15 protein-coding genes are annotated in these 16,554 nt (G+C 34.4%); 13 read left to right on the top strand and 2 right to left on the bottom strand.

Annotated elements, in window-relative coordinates; translation table 11 throughout:
* Nucleotides 1-35 precede the first annotated feature (35 nt).
* The 11 genes from QTL86_RS10285 (at nt 36) to QTL86_RS10235 (ending at nt 12,276) form a co-directional block, all read left to right on the top strand.
* Nucleotides 36-815: a folate family ECF transporter S component gene (locus QTL86_RS10285; protein WP_127066136.1), complete on the top strand. Its 780-nt coding sequence runs from the start codon at nt 36-38 to the stop codon at nt 813-815.
* Nucleotides 794-2,080 carry a bifunctional folylpolyglutamate synthase/dihydrofolate synthase gene (locus tag QTL86_RS10280; protein ID WP_410497130.1) on the top strand — a complete coding sequence of 429 codons (1,287 nt, stop codon included), beginning with the start codon at nt 794-796 and terminating at the stop codon, nt 2,078-2,080. The genes QTL86_RS10285 and QTL86_RS10280 overlap by 22 nt, the downstream gene beginning before the upstream one ends.
* Before the next feature lie 168 nt (nt 2,081-2,248).
* Nucleotides 2,249-2,431: a DUF4250 domain-containing protein gene (locus tag QTL86_RS10275; RefSeq protein ID WP_127066138.1), complete on the top strand. Its 183-nt coding sequence runs from the start codon at nt 2,249-2,251 to the stop codon at nt 2,429-2,431.
* 79 nt (nt 2,432-2,510) lie between these two features.
* Nucleotides 2,511-3,740 (top strand): aminopeptidase, encoded by a 1,230-nt coding sequence (locus tag QTL86_RS10270; RefSeq protein ID WP_410497129.1) that lies wholly within the window; start codon nt 2,511-2,513, stop codon nt 3,738-3,740.
* A gap of 137 nt (nt 3,741-3,877) precedes the next feature.
* Nucleotides 3,878-5,005 (top strand): SPFH domain-containing protein, encoded by a 1,128-nt coding sequence (locus QTL86_RS10265; protein WP_410497128.1) that lies wholly within the window; start codon nt 3,878-3,880, stop codon nt 5,003-5,005.
* Between the two features lie 4 nt (nt 5,006-5,009).
* Nucleotides 5,010-5,969 (top strand): D-2-hydroxyacid dehydrogenase, encoded by a 960-nt coding sequence (locus tag QTL86_RS10260; RefSeq protein WP_013656470.1) that lies wholly within the window; start codon nt 5,010-5,012, stop codon nt 5,967-5,969.
* Nucleotides 5,970-6,355: 386 nt separating this feature from the next.
* A complete protein-coding gene (locus QTL86_RS10255; RefSeq protein ID WP_127066142.1) occupies nt 6,356-7,276 on the top strand; it encodes an ABC transporter permease in 921 nt (306 codons plus the stop codon).
* Nucleotides 7,277-7,286: 10 nt separating this feature from the next.
* Nucleotides 7,287-8,471: an ABC transporter permease gene (locus tag QTL86_RS10250; RefSeq protein WP_127066143.1), complete on the top strand. Its 1,185-nt coding sequence runs from the start codon at nt 7,287-7,289 to the stop codon at nt 8,469-8,471.
* Between the two features lie 18 nt (nt 8,472-8,489).
* Nucleotides 8,490-9,518 carry an ABC transporter ATP-binding protein gene (locus tag QTL86_RS10245; protein WP_013656473.1) on the top strand — a complete coding sequence of 343 codons (1,029 nt, stop codon included), beginning with the start codon at nt 8,490-8,492 and terminating at the stop codon, nt 9,516-9,518.
* The gene (locus QTL86_RS10240; protein ID WP_127066144.1) at nt 9,505-10,494 is read left to right on the top strand and encodes an ABC transporter ATP-binding protein; all 990 of its coding nucleotides are present in this window, start codon (nt 9,505-9,507) and stop codon (nt 10,492-10,494) included. The genes QTL86_RS10245 and QTL86_RS10240 overlap by 14 nt, the downstream gene beginning before the upstream one ends.
* A gap of 87 nt (nt 10,495-10,581) precedes the next feature.
* Nucleotides 10,582-12,276 (top strand): ABC transporter substrate-binding protein, encoded by a 1,695-nt coding sequence (locus QTL86_RS10235; protein WP_410497126.1) that lies wholly within the window; start codon nt 10,582-10,584, stop codon nt 12,274-12,276.
* 75 nt (nt 12,277-12,351) lie between these two features.
* Here QTL86_RS10235 and QTL86_RS10230 read toward each other — a convergent pair whose 3' ends face one another.
* Both QTL86_RS10230 and fba read right to left on the bottom strand, forming a co-directional pair.
* The gene (locus QTL86_RS10230; RefSeq protein WP_013656476.1) at nt 12,352-12,516 is read right to left on the bottom strand and encodes an alpha/beta-type small acid-soluble spore protein; all 165 of its coding nucleotides are present in this window, start codon (nt 12,514-12,516) and stop codon (nt 12,352-12,354) included.
* A 354-nt stretch (nt 12,517-12,870) separates the two neighbouring features.
* On the bottom strand, nt 12,871-13,734 hold the full coding sequence (fba, locus tag QTL86_RS10225; protein WP_127066146.1) for a class II fructose-1,6-bisphosphate aldolase: 864 nt from the start codon (nt 13,732-13,734) through the stop codon (nt 12,871-12,873).
* Nucleotides 13,735-14,132: 398 nt separating this feature from the next.
* On the opposite strand from fba, the gene QTL86_RS10220 reads away from it, so the two are divergent.
* Nucleotides 14,133-15,269 carry an SLC13 family permease gene (locus tag QTL86_RS10220; protein WP_410497125.1) on the top strand — a complete coding sequence of 379 codons (1,137 nt, stop codon included), beginning with the start codon at nt 14,133-14,135 and terminating at the stop codon, nt 15,267-15,269.
* 55 nt (nt 15,270-15,324) lie between these two features.
* A complete protein-coding gene (locus QTL86_RS10215; protein WP_410497124.1) occupies nt 15,325-16,308 on the top strand; it encodes a tetratricopeptide repeat protein in 984 nt (327 codons plus the stop codon).
* The last annotated feature ends 246 nt before the right edge of the window (nt 16,309-16,554 follow it).

Below are 16,554 nucleotides of genomic sequence, written 5' to 3'. Positions count from 1 at the left end.
ACCGGCTCCTTATATTATTTTAAGGAGGCATTTTTATGCAAAAAAACAAATCTCATTTTCCACTCACAGCAACAGCGCTGCTAGTTGCCATTAGTATCATTTTTAGTACGTTTGTCATCTATATTCCTATGTTTGGTTTCAAATCGGTACGCTTTTCTATGACCAGTATCCCCATATTTATAGCAGGTAGTTTGTTTGGTGGTGTTTATGGCGCCGTCGCAGGCTTTGTAAGTGATGTTATAGGATTTATGTTTACAAGCCAAGGAGCACCATATCATCCAGGATTTACTATAAATGCAACTTTAGTAGGACTGATTCCTGGTATGGCCTTCTATTATTTTAAAAACCAAAGAAATACAATGAACCTCAATAAAATAAACCTTGTTTTAGGTGTTTTAGCTTTAGCAGGTACAGAGATTTATATTAATTTTATAGGGATTCATGAAGTTGAAAATCTAGGCAGTTTTATGGGGATTCCTATGAATATTGTTTTAAGCATATTGATGGTAATGGTACTTATATTACTTATTATCATTGTTCTTTGGGTGCAAAAGCGCTTTGGAATAGCTAATGGTTTATTTACTATTGATCAAGTAATATTTGTATGTATACTAAATTTTATAGTGGCTCATCTTATATTAACCCCTTTCTGGATTCAAAATCTTTATGGTGTACCTATCATGGCCTCTGTTATTGTACGTATTTTTAAATCATTAATTGATATACCTTTACAGGTAGCACTCATTTATGTCGTTTTATGTACATTACCACAAAAAGTAAAGGGAGCTTACTTATGCAAGAACAACGAGCTTTAGAACTCCTAAACCTATTTAAAAGTAGCACTATTAAACTAGGATTAAAATATATAAGTATATTGATGCAGCGTTTAGGCAACCCAGAAGATAAACTGAAGATAATTCATATAGGTGGTACTAATGGAAAAGGTTCTACGACTCAGTTTATAAGAGGCATATTACAAGAAGCAGGCTATAAAGTAGGGGTGTTTAGTTCACCAGAACTTATTTCTCCAAGAGAAAATATACGTATTAACCATCAAGATATCTCAAAAGAAGCTTTTCTAAGTTATTCAAGTAGAGTAGTGCAGGTTGCAGAAGAAATGAGGCAGGAAGACTTAGCACCTTCGTATTTTGAAATCCTAACAGGAATGGCTTTGCTATACTTTTATGAACAAGAGGTGGACTTTGTTATTTTGGAAGTAGGTATGGGTGGTAGATTAGATGCAACTAATGTTATTAAGAAACCAATCATGTCTATTATTACTAAGGTTGCTATTGATCATACTGACTTTTTAGGAGCCACATTAGCTGAAATTGCTACAGAGAAAGCGGGTATTATAAAATCACATTCGATAGTAGTTACACCAAGTCAAGAAGTAGAAGTGATGACGGTTTTACAACAAGCGGCCAAAGAAAAAGGGGCTGAATTAGTCGTAGCTGATTGTGCAGAACTTAAGCAAGTAACAGTGAATGAAAAAGGTACTTGTTTTGAACTAGCAGGTGAAGTTTTTCAAATTCGAATGTTAGGTGTTCATCAAGCATATAATTGTATGATTGCTATTAAAGCTATGAGGAAGCTTCAAGAAGCCTACCATATGCCTTTAACAGAACCACAAATAAAACAAGGTATAAAGCAAGTGGTCTGGGAAGGACGTTTTGAAAAACTAAGTGAAAAACCACTTGTATTTATAGATGGCGCGCATAATGTAGACGGATTTATGGCATTATCTAAAACGATAAATCAATTACCAAAACGTTATACCATAGGCATAATAGGTATTTTGAGAGATAAAGAAGTAGAACAAATGTTACCGATTATTAGCAAACAGTTTGATATACTCTTGGTAACTGAGCCGAATAACCTAAGAGCTTTAAAAAAAGAATGGTTAGCAGAAAAACTAAGTGCTTATTCGATGAAGGTAGAAGTAATGGCTAATATTCAAGAAGCACTAGTGAGGGCATTGAAAATTGAAAAAGAATACCACGGTGTTAGTCAAATAATTGCCTTTGGTTCTTTATATATGATTGGTGAAATACGCCAGCGTTATCTGGAACTGATATAAGGTGAAAATGACATTTATTAAGTGAAAAGGCTTGATAAATGTCATTTTTTTATTTGATAATGGGTTTAATAAAGCACATTAGGGAATGCTATAATAGAAGTTTACAAAGTGGATAAAACTATCTATAATCAGATTTAAGAATGGTGAAAATGAACGAAGGAGAAGGATATGTTAAATAAGAAAGATCCCTATTTATTACTAAGTATTGTCAATATGAAATTAAGAGATGAAGCAGATAGCTTGACAGAACTCTGTAAGTCTTATGATAAAAATCAACAAGAGTTAGAGGAGCAACTCCTCAAAATTGGTTACCATTATGAAAAGAAGACTAATCAATTTATTGCTGTCTAATTAAAATATAGCTATAGTGAACTTGAACAAAAAGTAACTATTTAGTAGCATCAAAAAATAATAAAAGGAGATAACGGATATGGCGTTAGAGAATAATTTATACAAGTATGCCAAATTAGTAGTAGAAGTAGGTGTTAACGTACAAAAAGACCAAGTGTTAGTGATTCGTACACCTATTGAAGGAGCTACCTTTGCTAGAGCCATGACAGAGTGTGCTTACAAAGTAGGAGCTAAAAAAGTTATTGTAGAGTATAGTGATGAGCAAATTGGAAAATTAACTTATACTTATGCTTCCGAAGAAACTTTAGGAGATTTTCCAGCATGGGAAGTCAAGAAGTATGAGGATTTAGTAGCACAAAATGCAGCTTTTATTAGTATTAGTGCAGGAGATCCAGATTTGCTGAAAGATATCGAGCCTAACAAAATTGCTATCGCACAAAAAGCTTCTGGCAAAGCACTTACAGTATTTAGAAAAGCAGTAAGCAGTTCGCAGGTGTGTTGGTGCGTGGTATCTATGCCTACACCATCATGGAGTAAAAAAGTATTTCCGGATGCTAGGGAAGAAGAAAGAGAAGCAATGTTATGGGATAAAATTTTCGCTGCCACTCGTATTTATGAAGAAGACTCAGTGGCAGCTTGGAAGGCGCATACGGACAATTTGGCTAAGAAATGTGCTTTCTTAAATGAAAAGAAAATTAAAACCTTGCATTATGTGGCTCCAGGAACAGATTTAACAGTTGAACTTCCAGAAGGACATAAATGGGAAGGTGGAGGAGAATGCAGTGGTAAGGGAACTTACTTTGTGGCTAATATGCCTACAGAAGAGATTTTTACCATGCCTCACAAATATGGTGTCAATGGTACCTTAAAAGCAACTAAGCCACTTGTATTTGGTGGTAATCTCATAGAAGATTTCAGCTTTACCTTTAAAGATGGAAAAATCGTAGATTTTGATGCGGCAATAGGCAAAGCTGTTCTTGAAAAGCTTATCGAAACAGATGAAGGTGCTTGTTACCTAGGAGAAGTGGCTATTGTACCAGAAAGTTCACCTGTTTCTAAGACTAATACCATTTTCTTTAATACTTTATTTGATGAAAATGCGTCTTGTCACTTTGCTATTGGTAGTAGCTACCCTACTAATATAGAAGGCGGCACAACTATGACCGATGAGGAATTAGAAGCAGCAGGAGCAAACACTTCTATTACCCATAATGATTTTATGGTAGGAAGTAGTGCCTTAGATATTAAAGCAACGACAACGGCAGGAGAAAGCTTTTATATTTTAAAAGCTGGAGAATGGGCATTTTAAGTATGCTTCAAAGAAGCTATAGCAAACCGATGTAGAGAGGCTATGGCTATTTAGAAGATTTCTTGGTATACTTAGGTTAAATGATGTTTTGAGGCTTCATAAGAAGCTATTTTTAAACGAATCAAGGGGGTTTTGGAATGGGATTTTTTAAAAAGCAACTTCTAGACATTATTCAGTGGTTAGATGAAAGTAGTAATACACTTGTTTATATGTTTCCTATGGAAGATCAAGAAATTCAAAATGGCGCACAGCTTACGGTTAGACCAGGTCAAGTGGCCATCTTTGTAGAACAAGGACAAATAGCTGATGTTTTTGGCCCGGGTATGTATAATCTAGAAACTAAGAATTTACCACTTTTAAGTGACTTAAAGGGATGGGCCTATGGTTTTAAATCACCTTTTAAATCAGATGTCTACTTCTTAAATATGAAAGAGTTCTTAAATAATAAATGGGGGACCAATAATCCAGTTTGGATTCCAGATAGCCAGTTTGGGCAAGTTCAAGTAAGAGCACATGGTAATTATGCCTTTAAGATTGAAAATCCAGTTGTTTTTTTAACGAATATTGTGGGTACTAAATCACGTTATCGTTTAGAAGACATAACTGAACAGTTAAGAGGATTCATTGTCAATCAGTTTACTGATATCATTGGTAGCCTACAGTTAACAGTAACTCAAATTGCATCTAATTATAATGAAATTGCAGCAGCTTTATCAGACACTTTAGGGGAATCTTTCGGTAAATTAGGTTTAAGTGTGACACACTTTACGATTGGCAATATTGGTTTGCCAGAAGAAATTGAAAAGCACCTTAAAGAATTAACAGGCATGAATATTTTAGGTAGTGTTCAAAATGATAAATTAAGTAAAATTCAAATCTTAAAGCAGCTAGAGATTATGAGTAAGTCAACCGAAAATGATGGGCTTAATGCTATGATGCAAAATGGTATGGGCTTAGGCATGGGGCTCCATATGGGCAATGCCTTTGCAGGAGGGTTAAACCAAATGAATGCCAATCAAATGGCACAGGCTGCCGCTATGAATGCTCAGCCAGTAAGTACACCAGTGGCTTCAGCAACACCAGCAGGGGAACTTATGCCATGTCCTAACTGTCAAAGTATGATTAAACAGGGGAGTAAATTCTGTCCTGAATGTGGTCAAAAGATAGAAGTGGTAGAAAAGAAAAGATTTTGCACAGGATGCGGAAAGCCAATAGAAGGTGGCGTAAAATTCTGTCCTGAATGTGGAACAAAGATTGGAGAATAATAGCATGAAACTCTGTATACTAGATGCATTGACACTTGGAGCGGACATAGATATTACACCCTTTGAAAGCTGTGGTGAAGTGGTCGTTTATGACTTAACAGCACCAGAAGAAGTGGAAGAACGTATAAAAGATGTAGATGTTATTATTACGAATAAGGTTGTATTAAATGGAAGTAATTTAAAGCATGCGGAGCGTTTGAAATTGATTACCTTGTTAGCTACAGGCTATAATAATATCGATACTTCATACGCTAAAGAAAGAGGTATTGCAGTAGCTAATGTGGCTGGCTATTCAACAGAAAGTGTAGCGCAGCATACTTTTGCCATGTTACTGCATTTAATTGAACATAACAGTGCTTATGATGCTTATGTAAAAAGTAAACGTTATGCAAGTAGTGAAACCTTTACTTATATTGCATGGCCATTTCATCAGCTTTCGGGGAAAACCTTAGGTATTATTGGACTTGGTGCAATTGGTAAAGCTGTAGCTAGAATAGGTATAGCTTTTGGGATGAAGGTGATTTATTATTCTACTTCAGGCAAAAATATCAGTGATACTCAATATGAGAATGTTACTTTGGAAGAACTTTTGGCATCCAGCGATGTTGTTTCTATCCACGCACCTTATAATGAAAAAACTCATGGCTTAATAGGATATAAAGAAATAGCACAAATGAAGTCAACGGCTTATTTACTCAATTTAGGTCGTGGTAAGATTGTAGTAGAAGAGGAATTAGCTAAAGCATTAAATGATAATCTGATTGAGGGTGCTGCATTAGATGTGCTGGCTAATGAACCTATTGATGCAGAGAATCCTTTGTTTGAGGTGAAAGAGCAAGAGAAGCTTTTCATCACACCTCATATAGCTTGGGCTAGTGTGGAAGCACGTCAGGTGTTAGTGCAGGAAGTGATTGAAAATATTAGAGCTTTTGAAGTAGGCGAAATGCGTAATCGCATAGTTTAAAATAAAAATCAAAAAATAGTTAAAGACTTATAGGAATAAAAACTATAAGTCTTTTTTTATTTATATTTTTTAGTAAAGCGACAAGTCAGACTTATTTGAAAAGTGGGCGGGTATGATATTGGCACTTATGTATACTTTTTAGGTGAAAAATACTTAAAAGTTATGTAATCAGATTAAGAAAAGAATTGGACAAATACAAAAGAAATTTGCAAGATAATCAGCAGACTTCTGTCAAAAAACATCGTCCAATAGCATAAAATAATGGTTAAAATAAAAAAATGGCGATACTAACTTGCAAAACATCATAAAATAATGTATTATGTTAATCAGTTAAATTAATTGGATTTGAATTAAACAATCAGATATTTGAGAGAAGGAGGAAGGTTATGTTCAAATATAGTTTAAAACGTATCGTATCGATGCTCATAACTTTATTTTTAATTGCAACGATTACATTTATCTTAATGCGTTCTATACCAGGGGGACCATTTACAAGTGAGAGAGCATTAACGCCAGAAATTGAGAAGGCCTTAGCAGAAAAATATAACCTAGATGCACCTTTATGGGAGCAGTACTTAGATTATATAGGAGATTTAGCAAAAGGAGATCTGGGGGTTTCCTTTAAAAAGAAAGGTGTAACGGTAAATGAAATTATTATTAAAACTTTCCCAGCATCAGCACAAATCGGTGCTCTAGCTGTTGTTTTAATTTTAGTAATAGGTATACCGTTAGGCGTACTTTCTGCACTTAAACAAAATCATGCAATAGATTATGTGATTATGATTATTGCAACTATAGGGGTAACTATACCAAGCTTTGTTATTGGTACATTCATTATGTACATATTCGGAGAGAAACTTGCATGGATTCCTGCAGGCGGACTTGAAAGTTGGAAGAGTTATATTGGACCGGTTATTGCTTTAGGAGGATTTTCAATAGCTTATGTAACAAGATTAACACGTTCTAGTATGTTAGAAGTATTACGTCAAGATTACATCCGTACAGCAAGAGCGAATGGACTTAGCAAGTTGAGAGTTATCGGTAAGCATGCTCTTAAAAATGCACTTATTCCAGTTGTAACTTATGTAGGACCAATGGTGGCATCTATTCTTACAGGTTCTTTTGTTGTAGAAAAAATCTTTGCTGTGCCAGGTATGGGTAAATACTTCGTAGAAAGTGTATCTAGCCGTGACTACACCGTTATTATGGGACTTACTATATTCTATGCAGCAATTTATATCGTAATGGTCTTTATTGTAGATATTGCTTATGCATATATTGACCCTAGAATTAAAATTAAAGGTTAGGAGGCAGATCATGAGTAAACATTCAGAGTGGGAATTATTAGATAACAGCGAAAAACAATCACAACAAATATCGAGACCAAGTCATACTTATTGGCAAGATGCATGGCGCATGCTTCGCAAAAATGTATTAGCTATGATAGGCCTTGTTACAATTATATTAATCACATTAACAGCAGTTTTAGTACCGATGTTTTCAGAGGTAAGTTATTCGGACCAAAAACCAGGTTTTGGAAATATACCTCCGAAGTTCCCCATTACTAAACTTTGGGATGGTCAATATGTATATGTACATAACGAGTACAAACTGATAGAAGTAAGTGAAAAGGGTGAATTACTTGCAGCACCAGATACTATAGAAGAAGATATGGCTTTTTCTACTAAAACCTATGAAATTGGTGGGAAAGAAGTTGTTCTTGACTATTCTTATGCTAAAAAAGCAAAGAAAAATGGTGGTGTTAAATATAAAATTTTTGTAGAAGGTAAAGAAATCGATACAACACCAGTAAAAACGGTAAGAAATAAAACTAATTTATTAGGGACTGACCGTTTAGGAAGAGATGTTTGGATTCGTATTTTATATGGAGCAAGAATTTCTTTAACAGTAGGTCTTGTAGCTTCGTTAGTTAATTTATTTATCGGTGTTATTTATGGTGGTATTGCCGGCTATGAAGGCGGAAGAGTAGATAACATCATGATGCGTATTGTAGATATCATTAATTCAGTACCGTCTTTATTAGTGGTTATTTTATTAATGGTTGTTTACAAACCAGGTCTTACAACGATTATTGTAACCATAGGTCTTATTTATTGGGTAGGTATGGCTAGACTTGTACGTGGACAGGTACTGAGCTTAAAAGAGCAAGAATTCGTTCTAGCTGCTAGAACTATTGGTGTATCCAAACTCAAAATTATTATGAGACACCTTATTCCAAATGCTATGGGACCTATTATTGTTTCTTTAACAATGAGTATTCCAAGTGCTATCTTTACTGAGTCTTTCTTAAGCTTCATTGGTTTAGGGGTATCTGCACCAGAAGCTTCTTGGGGAACACTTGCTAATGATGCATTAGGTGGTATTCGTTCATACCCTTACCAACTTATTGCGCCAGCAGTAGCTATTGCGATTACTATGTTTGCATTCAACTTCTTGGGTGATGGGCTTAGAGATGCACTAGATCCAAGACTCCGTAAATAGAAAGCGAGGTTATTAAAGATGAATAAAGAAAAGATATTAGAAGTCAGAGGATTAAAAACTTCGTTTTATACCCATTTAGGAGAAGTTCAATCTGTTAGAGATGTAGATTTTGATTTATATAAAGGAGAAGTATTAGGGGTAGTAGGAGAATCAGGAAGTGGTAAATCTGTTACTTGTTCTTCTGTTATGAGATTACTTCAACATCCAGGAAAAATTAAAGAAGGAACAGTACTCTTCAAAGGTGAAGACCTTGTTCAAAAATCAGAAAAGGAAATGCGTAAGATTCAAGGAAATGAAATCTCAATGATTTTCCAAGATCCTATGAGTGCACTTAATCCTGTCTATACCATTGGAAATCAAATGACAGAAGTGATTCGTAATCATAAAAAAGTAAGTCAAAAAGAAGCAGAAGAAATTGCTATTAATATGTTAACTTTAGTAGGAATTCCTTCTCCAGAAGAACGTATGAAGAACTATCCTCATGAATTTAGTGGTGGGATGAGACAAAGAGCGGTTATTGCAATGGCACTTTCTTGTGATCCGGAGCTCATTATTGCAGATGAACCAACTACAGCTTTAGACGTAACCATTCAAGCACAAATTTTAGAGCTCATGAAAGATATTCAAAACCGTTTAAATAGCTCAATTATTTTCATTACACATGACTTAGGGGTTATTGCTCAGCTTTGCACTCGTGTCATTGTTATGTATGGTGGGATGGTCATGGAAGAAGGAACAGTTGAAGAACTTTTCTACGATGCGAAGAATCCTTACACAATGGGATTACTGAACTCAGTACCAAATCCTAAATCAGATGTTAAAGAAAGGCTTGAACCTATTCCAGGAACACCACCTGACCTTTTAAATCCACCAAAAGGCTGTGCATTTTGTAACCGTTGTAAATTTGCAATGAAAAAATGTTTAGAAGAGATTCCAGAAGTTTATGAAGTGACTAAAACGCATAAATCAAGATGTCATTTATTACATCCAAATGCACCAACAGTAGAAGGTTTTGTAAAGGAGGCTAGAGCGCATGAACATAGATAAAAGAGAGAACTTAATAGAAGTTCAAAACCTTAAAAAATACTTTACTAAAACCAGTGGGCTATGGGGAGGAAATGTACAATACATCAAAGCTGTAGATGATGTTTCTTTCTATATTAAAAAAGGAGAAACTTTAGGGCTTGTAGGAGAATCAGGTTGTGGTAAATCTACAACAGGACGTACGCTTATTAAGTTATATGAACCAACAGAGGGGAAGATTCTATTCGATGGTGAAGATATCACCAAATACTCTGAAAAGCAAATGCTACCTTTTAGAAAACGTATGCAAATGGTATTCCAAGATCCCTATGCTTCGCTTAATAGCCGTATGACAATTAATGATATTATTGGGGAAGCCATTGAAACACACCACATTGCTACAGGAAAAGAAAAAAATGATCGTATTCACTATCTTTTAGAACGAGTAGGATTAATGAGGGATCATGCTAGCCGTTACCCTCATGAATTTAGTGGTGGTCAAAGACAACGTGTAGGAATTGCTCGTGCTTTGGCAGTAGAGCCTGAATTCATTATTTGTGATGAACCTATTTCAGCACTTGATGTATCTATTCAAGCACAGGTTATTAATATGCTTGAAGATTTACAAAATGATATGGGACTTACTTACTTATTTATTGCCCATGATTTATCTATGGTAAAACATATTTCAAATCGTATAGGGGTTATGTATTTAGGTAACCTTGTAGAGATTGGTGGTAGCGATGAAATTAATAAGCATCCTGCGCATCCTTATACCAAGGCGCTACTATCAGCAGTACCATTACCAGATCCAGATATGGCAAGAGGTAAAAAACGTATTGTATTGGAAGGGGATGTACCAAGTCCACTTAATCCACCATCAGGTTGTCGTTTCCGTACACGTTGTAGTGAATGCATGAAGATTTGTTCAGAAGTAACGCCAACACTTAAAGAAGTGGCACCAGGGCACCAAGTAGCTTGCCACTTATATTCAAAATAATTAGTGCGCCATCTTTAAGAAAGATATGCCTATTTATAAATAAGAAGTTATTGAAGTTAACAAAAATAGATATTAGGAGGAAATAATATGAAAAAGAAACTTACACTAGGACTTGCTATGATTATGGCATCAAGCATGGCTCTTGCTGGATGTGCTAGTAAAACAGAAACAGCAGGAGGAACTGCAACTGGTTCAGAAGCAACTACAGGTGAAACAGGAACAGATTCAGATGAGGACTATGTACTTGCTGTAGACCAAACACTTCGCTATAACTTAGGAGCAGACCCATTAACATTAGACCCACAACTTAATTCAGCTACTGATGCTAGCCATATCATTAACAATGTTTTTGAAGGACTTATGAGAGAAAAAGATGGAGAGGTAGTACCAGGTATTGCAGAAAGTTATACTTTATCAGAAGATGGTCTCGTATATACTTTCACATTAAGAGATGCAACTTGGGCTGATGGACAACCTGTAACAGCTGGTGACTTTGAGTTTGCATGGAAACGTGGTGCAAACCCAGCAACAGCTTCAGAATATATGTACCTTTTTGAATCAGCAAATATCTTAAATGCAGGTGCTATTGCTAAAGGTGAAAAATCTATCGATGAGCTTGGTGTTAAAGCTATTGATGATAAAACTTTAGAAGTAACACTTAGTGCACCAACAGACTACTTCTTAGGACTTACAGGCTTTGCTACGCTTATGCCAGTAAGAGAAGATATGGTAGATGATGAAGGAGCATGGGCTAAAGATCCAGCTAAATACATTGGAAACGGTCCATTTAAAATGTCAGAATACAAAATGGGAGACCAAATTGTACTTGTTAAAAATGAAAACTACTGGAATGCAGAAAATGTAAATCTTGAAAAAATTGTAATGTATATGATTGTAGATGAATCAACAGCACATACAAGATACACAGCAGGCGAATTAGATGTGAATGAACTCATTCCAACAGATGAAATTCCAACACTTATTGCAGAGGATCCAACATTCTATATCATGCCTAAAATCGGGACATACTACTATGCATTTAATATGAATAATGAAGCGCTTAAAGATGCACGTGTACGTCAAGCATTATCACTTGCAATTAACCGTGAACAAATCGTAAAAGAAGTAACTAAAGGTGGACAAAAAGTAGCTTATGGTTTCATGCCAGAAGGTATTACAGATAATGAAGGAAAATCATTTACAGAAACAGCTGGAGACTACGGTATTAATCCAAAAGGTGATGTAGAAAAAGCTAAAGCGTTACTTGCAGAAGCTGGTTACCCAGATGGAGCAGGACTTCCAGAAATTGAAATCCTCTATAACACAAGTGAAAGTCATAAATTAATTGCAGAAGCAATGCAAGAAATGTGGAAACAAAACCTTGGTATTAATGTTAAATTAACTAATCAAGAATGGGCTGTATTCCAAGAAACAACTAATAATAATGCCTTCGATTCATTAGCACGTCGTGGTTGGATTGGCGATTACAATGACCCACAAACAATGCTTGAAATCTTTGAATCTACTAATACACAAAACATTGGTCGTTACAGCAGTGAAACTTTTGATACAGAAATGCAATTATCAAGAGAAACAATGGGCGCAGAACGTATGGAACACTTATACAAAGCTCATGATATCTTAATGGAAGATATGCCAATAATTCCTGTATACTACTATGTAACAAACATGATGATTCAAGATTCTGTACATGACTTAGAATTAACATCAACAAGCAAACTTTGGTTTGGTGATGCTGAAATGATTGAAGTACAAGAATAAGAAATTGAAGAATAAATAATTGATAAGTAAGAAAAAAACCGTCTCATATGAGACGGTTTTTTTCTTACTTATCAACTATTTTGATCCTTTGTAGCTTTCAAACACTTTTTGTACGATTGTTCCACCGATTTTTCCAGCTTCTCTAGCTGTAAGGTCTCCGTTGTATCCTTGTTTTAAAGGTACTCCAACTTCTTTTGCTACTTCGTATTTCATAGATTCAAAAGCTTGTTTGTTTGACATAATGGTTGCCCCCTATAAGGTTTTTAGTTTTTTAGTAACCACGAAATATTCTATGCTCTTTGAAGAGGTGGAATGTTTTGCGGTTACTATGGTATTAATATGTGTAGTATGATTTTTTTTATTCTAGTATTTTTTTCCTATTAGGTTGGGAGTAGTCAGCAGTTAAAATTAAAGTAACCGTTTATAAAAAATTATATTTTTTGTAGAGAATTCTAAAATCAAGTTTATGAACAATACATTTATTGTATGCACTAAAAAAAATGTCATACTTCAAATAAGACAACAAGTATAAAGTAGTAAATCAAAATAAAAGAAGGTATTGTAAATTTACAATACCTTCTTTTATAAAAAGAATTATGCTTGGCCAACTGAGCCGAATAATTCCATTTTTTCTTTTACAGTTGCTTTAATAGCTTCAAAACCTGGAGCTAATAATTTACGTGGGTCGAAACCTTTACCTTGTTGGTCTTTACCAGCTTCGATGTAACCACGTGTAGCAGCAGCGAATGATAATTGACATTCTGTATTAACGTTGATTTTAGCAACGCCTAATGAGATTGCTTTTTTAATCATTTCTTCAGGGATACCTGTACCACCGTGAAGTACGAGAGGAGTAGTTCCTGTTACTGCGTTGATTTGTTCAAGTGCATCAAATGCTAAGCCTTTCCAGTTTTCTGGGTATTGACCGTGAATATTACCAATACCAGCTGCAAGCATTGTTACACCAAGATCAGCGATTCTCTTACATTCTGCTGGATCAGCGATTTCGCCAGCACCAACAACACCATCTTCTTCGCCACCGATTGAACCAACTTCAGCTTCTAAAGAAAGTCCTTTTTCAGTTGTGATTTTAACAAGTTCAGTTGTTTTAGCAACGTTTTCGTCGATTGGATAGTGTGAACCATCGAACATAATTGAAGAGAAACCAGCTTCGATGCATTTTAAAGCACCTTCATATGAACCGTGGTCTAAGTGAAGTGCTACTGGTACAGTAATGTTTAATTCTTCAATCATACCATTAACCATACCTACGATTGTTTTATAACCACCCATGTATTTACCTGCACCTTCAGATACACCTAAAATAACTGGGGAATTATTTTCTTGTGCTGTAAGAAGAATAGCTTTTGTCCATTCAAGATTGTTGATGTTGAATTGTCCAACAGCGTATTTACCTTCTCTTGCTTTGTTTAACATGTCTTTTGCTGAAACTAACATATTACGCCCTCCATCTATTCATTTTTGAGAAAATAATAATCATTATATTATTTGTCTTCCTGCTTTTATTATAACGGTATTTTGATAAAAAATAAACAGCAAATTAATCATTGCGAAGTACAAAAATTTGTTGTTTATCATAAAATATTAATTAATTTAGCTTCTTTATAAAAGTAATTGTGAGAAAATGAATGAATACTAGCTAAAAAATACAAGAAATACTTGTTAATATGTTACAATTTCACCTACTTATAACCATTAAAACTCAAAAATAAATTTTGAAATATTTCTTTAAAATTTAAGGTGATAAAACAACAATAAAGACGAAACATGATATAATAGAAAAGCTGTATATTATAAAATACGACAAAAGCTAGAAGGAGAGAATAGAAAAAAGTATGAAAGAGCATTTTGGACTAATGAAAATAAAAACTTGGATCAAAAAAGAAATAGTGCTTGTAGTAGCAGTAGTATTAGCGGTTATTTCTTGTTTCTGGGAAGCACCCAAGTGGTCATACATAGATTTCAAGGTACTTTTGTTACTTTTTAATTTAATGGTTGTTATAGCGGCTTTTAAGGAGCAGCTCCTGTTAGACTATTTAGCAGTTAACCTGCTAAGGCATTGTCAAAATAGTAAGCAAACGGGTTTGGTATTGGTAGGTATTACTTTTGTTGCAGCTATGTTTATGACAAATGATGTGGCACTTATTACCTTCATCCCTCTTACGCTGATTATAGGAAGAAAGCTCAAAATCGTACCCATTAAGTGGGTTGTATTTCAAACGCTAGCGGCTAACTTAGGAAGTAGCTTAACGCCTATGGGAAATCCGCAAAACCTCTTTATTTATACTTATTATGGTGTGCATTTAGGTGAGTTTTTAAAAGTAGCTACTGGCCTAGTTATTTTATCTGCTATTTTCCTAGGCTGTTTATTGTTAAAAGAGAGAAAGACAGATATTACCATAGTTCTAGAACCAGTACAGATGAAGGCACCTAAACAACTTATGGTGTTTCTAATACTTTTTATCATTATTTTAAGCTCTGTTGTTGGCGTTTTAGATTATCGTATTGCCTTTTGTATAACCATTATTGTAACACTTTTAGTAAATAGACATTTATTATTTCAAATAGATTATACACTTTTATTGACGTTTATAGGTTTTTTTATTTTTATAGGTAATTTGGCAGCTATCCCTGCAATTAAAGCTGCACTGCAAAGTTTTTTAAAAGAAGAGGGATATACCTATTTAAGTGGACTTGTGATGAGTCAGGTCATTAGTAATGTACCGGCCACCATGTTACTAGCACCTTTCACGGGAAATTGGCAAGAGCTTGTATTAGGTGTAGATATAGGTGGCATGGGAACGCTGATTGCTTCTTTAGCAAGTGTTATTTCTTATAAACTCTTTGTCAAAGAATATCAGCAAGAAGCGAAAGCCTATTTTAAGAGTTTTACATGGTATAATGTGTTAGGACTAATTTTATTAGTACCTCTAGGTTATGGACTATTACAGCTTCTACATTTACTATTTTAAATTTTGATGATAAACTAGAATTACTAAGTTTTAGAGGCAAAAAAGGAGAAAAATCATGAAAATTGTATTTATTAATGTGCCATGGATGAAATATTATACAGGTGAAGGTGATGAAGAAAAGCTAGTGCCTACATGCGGTTATAATTTTCAACACGTAAATGGTTATTATTATGGCTATGGTGAAGGCTTAGACCAAATTGCCTTAGAACAAATAGACGGTGGTTTAGCAAATGATACACAAGTAGAAGATGTAACAGTTGTATGGACTTCAAAGAACAGAGAAGGCGAAAATAAAGTGATCGGCTGGTATAAAAAGGCTACCATTTATCGTGAAGCTAAGACTTATTTGAGTATGGATGGTGAACGTTTGTTTTTTAAATATAGCATTGTAGCACCAGCAGCAGAAGCATTATTATTACCTGTAGAACTTCGCTTATTAGATGCAAAAGAAATGTCTGAAGGTATTTCTTTTGAAAAAGATGAAAAAATTATTGCAGATGTGGCTATGTATATACATAACTATGCAGGAGATAAAATGAATTACCTCTTTGCTAAAAAAGACTTAGAAGGTGCTTCTATTTTAAATTTCCCTAAATATGAAATGTATTTTGCTAAAGCAGATGAGTTTTTAGCCAAAGATTTATATGGAAAGGCAGTACGTTGTTTTAATAAAGCTATTGCCCTAGAACCTGAGCTAGCTATTGGTTACGAATGTAAAGGAAGCATTTTCTTAAGTCTTAAGATGTATGATGAAGCTTTAGAGGTTTACAAAAAAGTACTTGAGATTGAACCTGATAATGAAAATGCACATTATTGTTTAGGTCTTATTTATGGGCTCATTGGTGATTATAAAAATTGTGTGGAAGAAATGAACTTCTATATTAATAGAAGAAAAGATGATATGAATGCCTTGGCAGAAAGAGGGATTGCATATTATCATCTAGGTGAAAAGGAGTTGGCAAGTAAAGCTTTTAAAAAAGCTTACGCTGCTGAACCAGAAAACCTGATTTTTAAACAGCTTGTAGACTGTTTAGGATAGATAAGAACGCTAACTAGATCGTTAATTAAATCAATAAAACCTGATAAGGTCAGATAGTAAAATGGATTTTGTAGATTCATTTGCTATGTGACCTTATTATTTTGAAATGAAAATAAATACTTGTATAAAAAAACAACATGGAATAAAATGGATATAGCAATTATATTACCTAACTTAAAATTGATAATCAATTTTAAAAAGTAAATAGATAAAATTGTTAAAATTGTGTATAAAAAATTAAAACGT

The organism is Cellulosilyticum sp. ST5 (assembly GCF_046529625.1).
Taxonomy (GTDB): domain Bacteria; phylum Bacillota; class Clostridia; order Lachnospirales; family Cellulosilyticaceae; genus Cellulosilyticum; species Cellulosilyticum lentocellum.
The sequence above is the reverse complement of the archived record's forward strand: the minus strand, read 5'-3'. Positions and strand labels throughout refer to the sequence as shown.

Excerpts from the sequence above, each read along its gene's own strand:
- QTL86_RS10270 (WP_410497129.1), top strand. The coding sequence starts at position 2,511 with ATGGCGTTAGAGAATAATTTATACAAGTATGCCAAATTAGTAGTAGAA.
- QTL86_RS10285 (WP_127066136.1), top strand. The coding sequence starts at position 36 with ATGCAAAAAAACAAATCTCATTTTCCACTCACAGCAACAGCGCTGCTA.
- QTL86_RS10230 (WP_013656476.1), bottom strand. The coding sequence starts at position 12,516 with ATGTCAAACAAACAAGCTTTTGAATCTATGAAATACGAAGTAGCAAAA.
- QTL86_RS10265 (WP_410497128.1), top strand. The coding sequence starts at position 3,878 with ATGGGATTTTTTAAAAAGCAACTTCTAGACATTATTCAGTGGTTAGAT.
- QTL86_RS10215 (WP_410497124.1), top strand. The coding sequence starts at position 15,325 with ATGAAAATTGTATTTATTAATGTGCCATGGATGAAATATTATACAGGT.
- QTL86_RS10260 (WP_013656470.1), top strand. The coding sequence starts at position 5,010 with ATGAAACTCTGTATACTAGATGCATTGACACTTGGAGCGGACATAGAT.
- QTL86_RS10250 (WP_127066143.1), top strand. The coding sequence starts at position 7,287 with ATGAGTAAACATTCAGAGTGGGAATTATTAGATAACAGCGAAAAACAA.
- QTL86_RS10220 (WP_410497125.1), top strand. The coding sequence starts at position 14,133 with ATGAAAGAGCATTTTGGACTAATGAAAATAAAAACTTGGATCAAAAAA.
- QTL86_RS10280 (WP_410497130.1), top strand. The coding sequence starts at position 794 with ATGCAAGAACAACGAGCTTTAGAACTCCTAAACCTATTTAAAAGTAGC.
- QTL86_RS10275 (WP_127066138.1), top strand. The coding sequence starts at position 2,249 with ATGTTAAATAAGAAAGATCCCTATTTATTACTAAGTATTGTCAATATG.
- QTL86_RS10235 (WP_410497126.1), top strand. The coding sequence starts at position 10,582 with ATGAAAAAGAAACTTACACTAGGACTTGCTATGATTATGGCATCAAGC.
- QTL86_RS10240 (WP_127066144.1), top strand. The coding sequence starts at position 9,505 with ATGAACATAGATAAAAGAGAGAACTTAATAGAAGTTCAAAACCTTAAA.
- QTL86_RS10255 (WP_127066142.1), top strand. The coding sequence starts at position 6,356 with ATGTTCAAATATAGTTTAAAACGTATCGTATCGATGCTCATAACTTTA.
- QTL86_RS10245 (WP_013656473.1), top strand. The coding sequence starts at position 8,490 with ATGAATAAAGAAAAGATATTAGAAGTCAGAGGATTAAAAACTTCGTTT.
- fba (WP_127066146.1), bottom strand. The coding sequence starts at position 13,734 with ATGTTAGTTTCAGCAAAAGACATGTTAAACAAAGCAAGAGAAGGTAAA.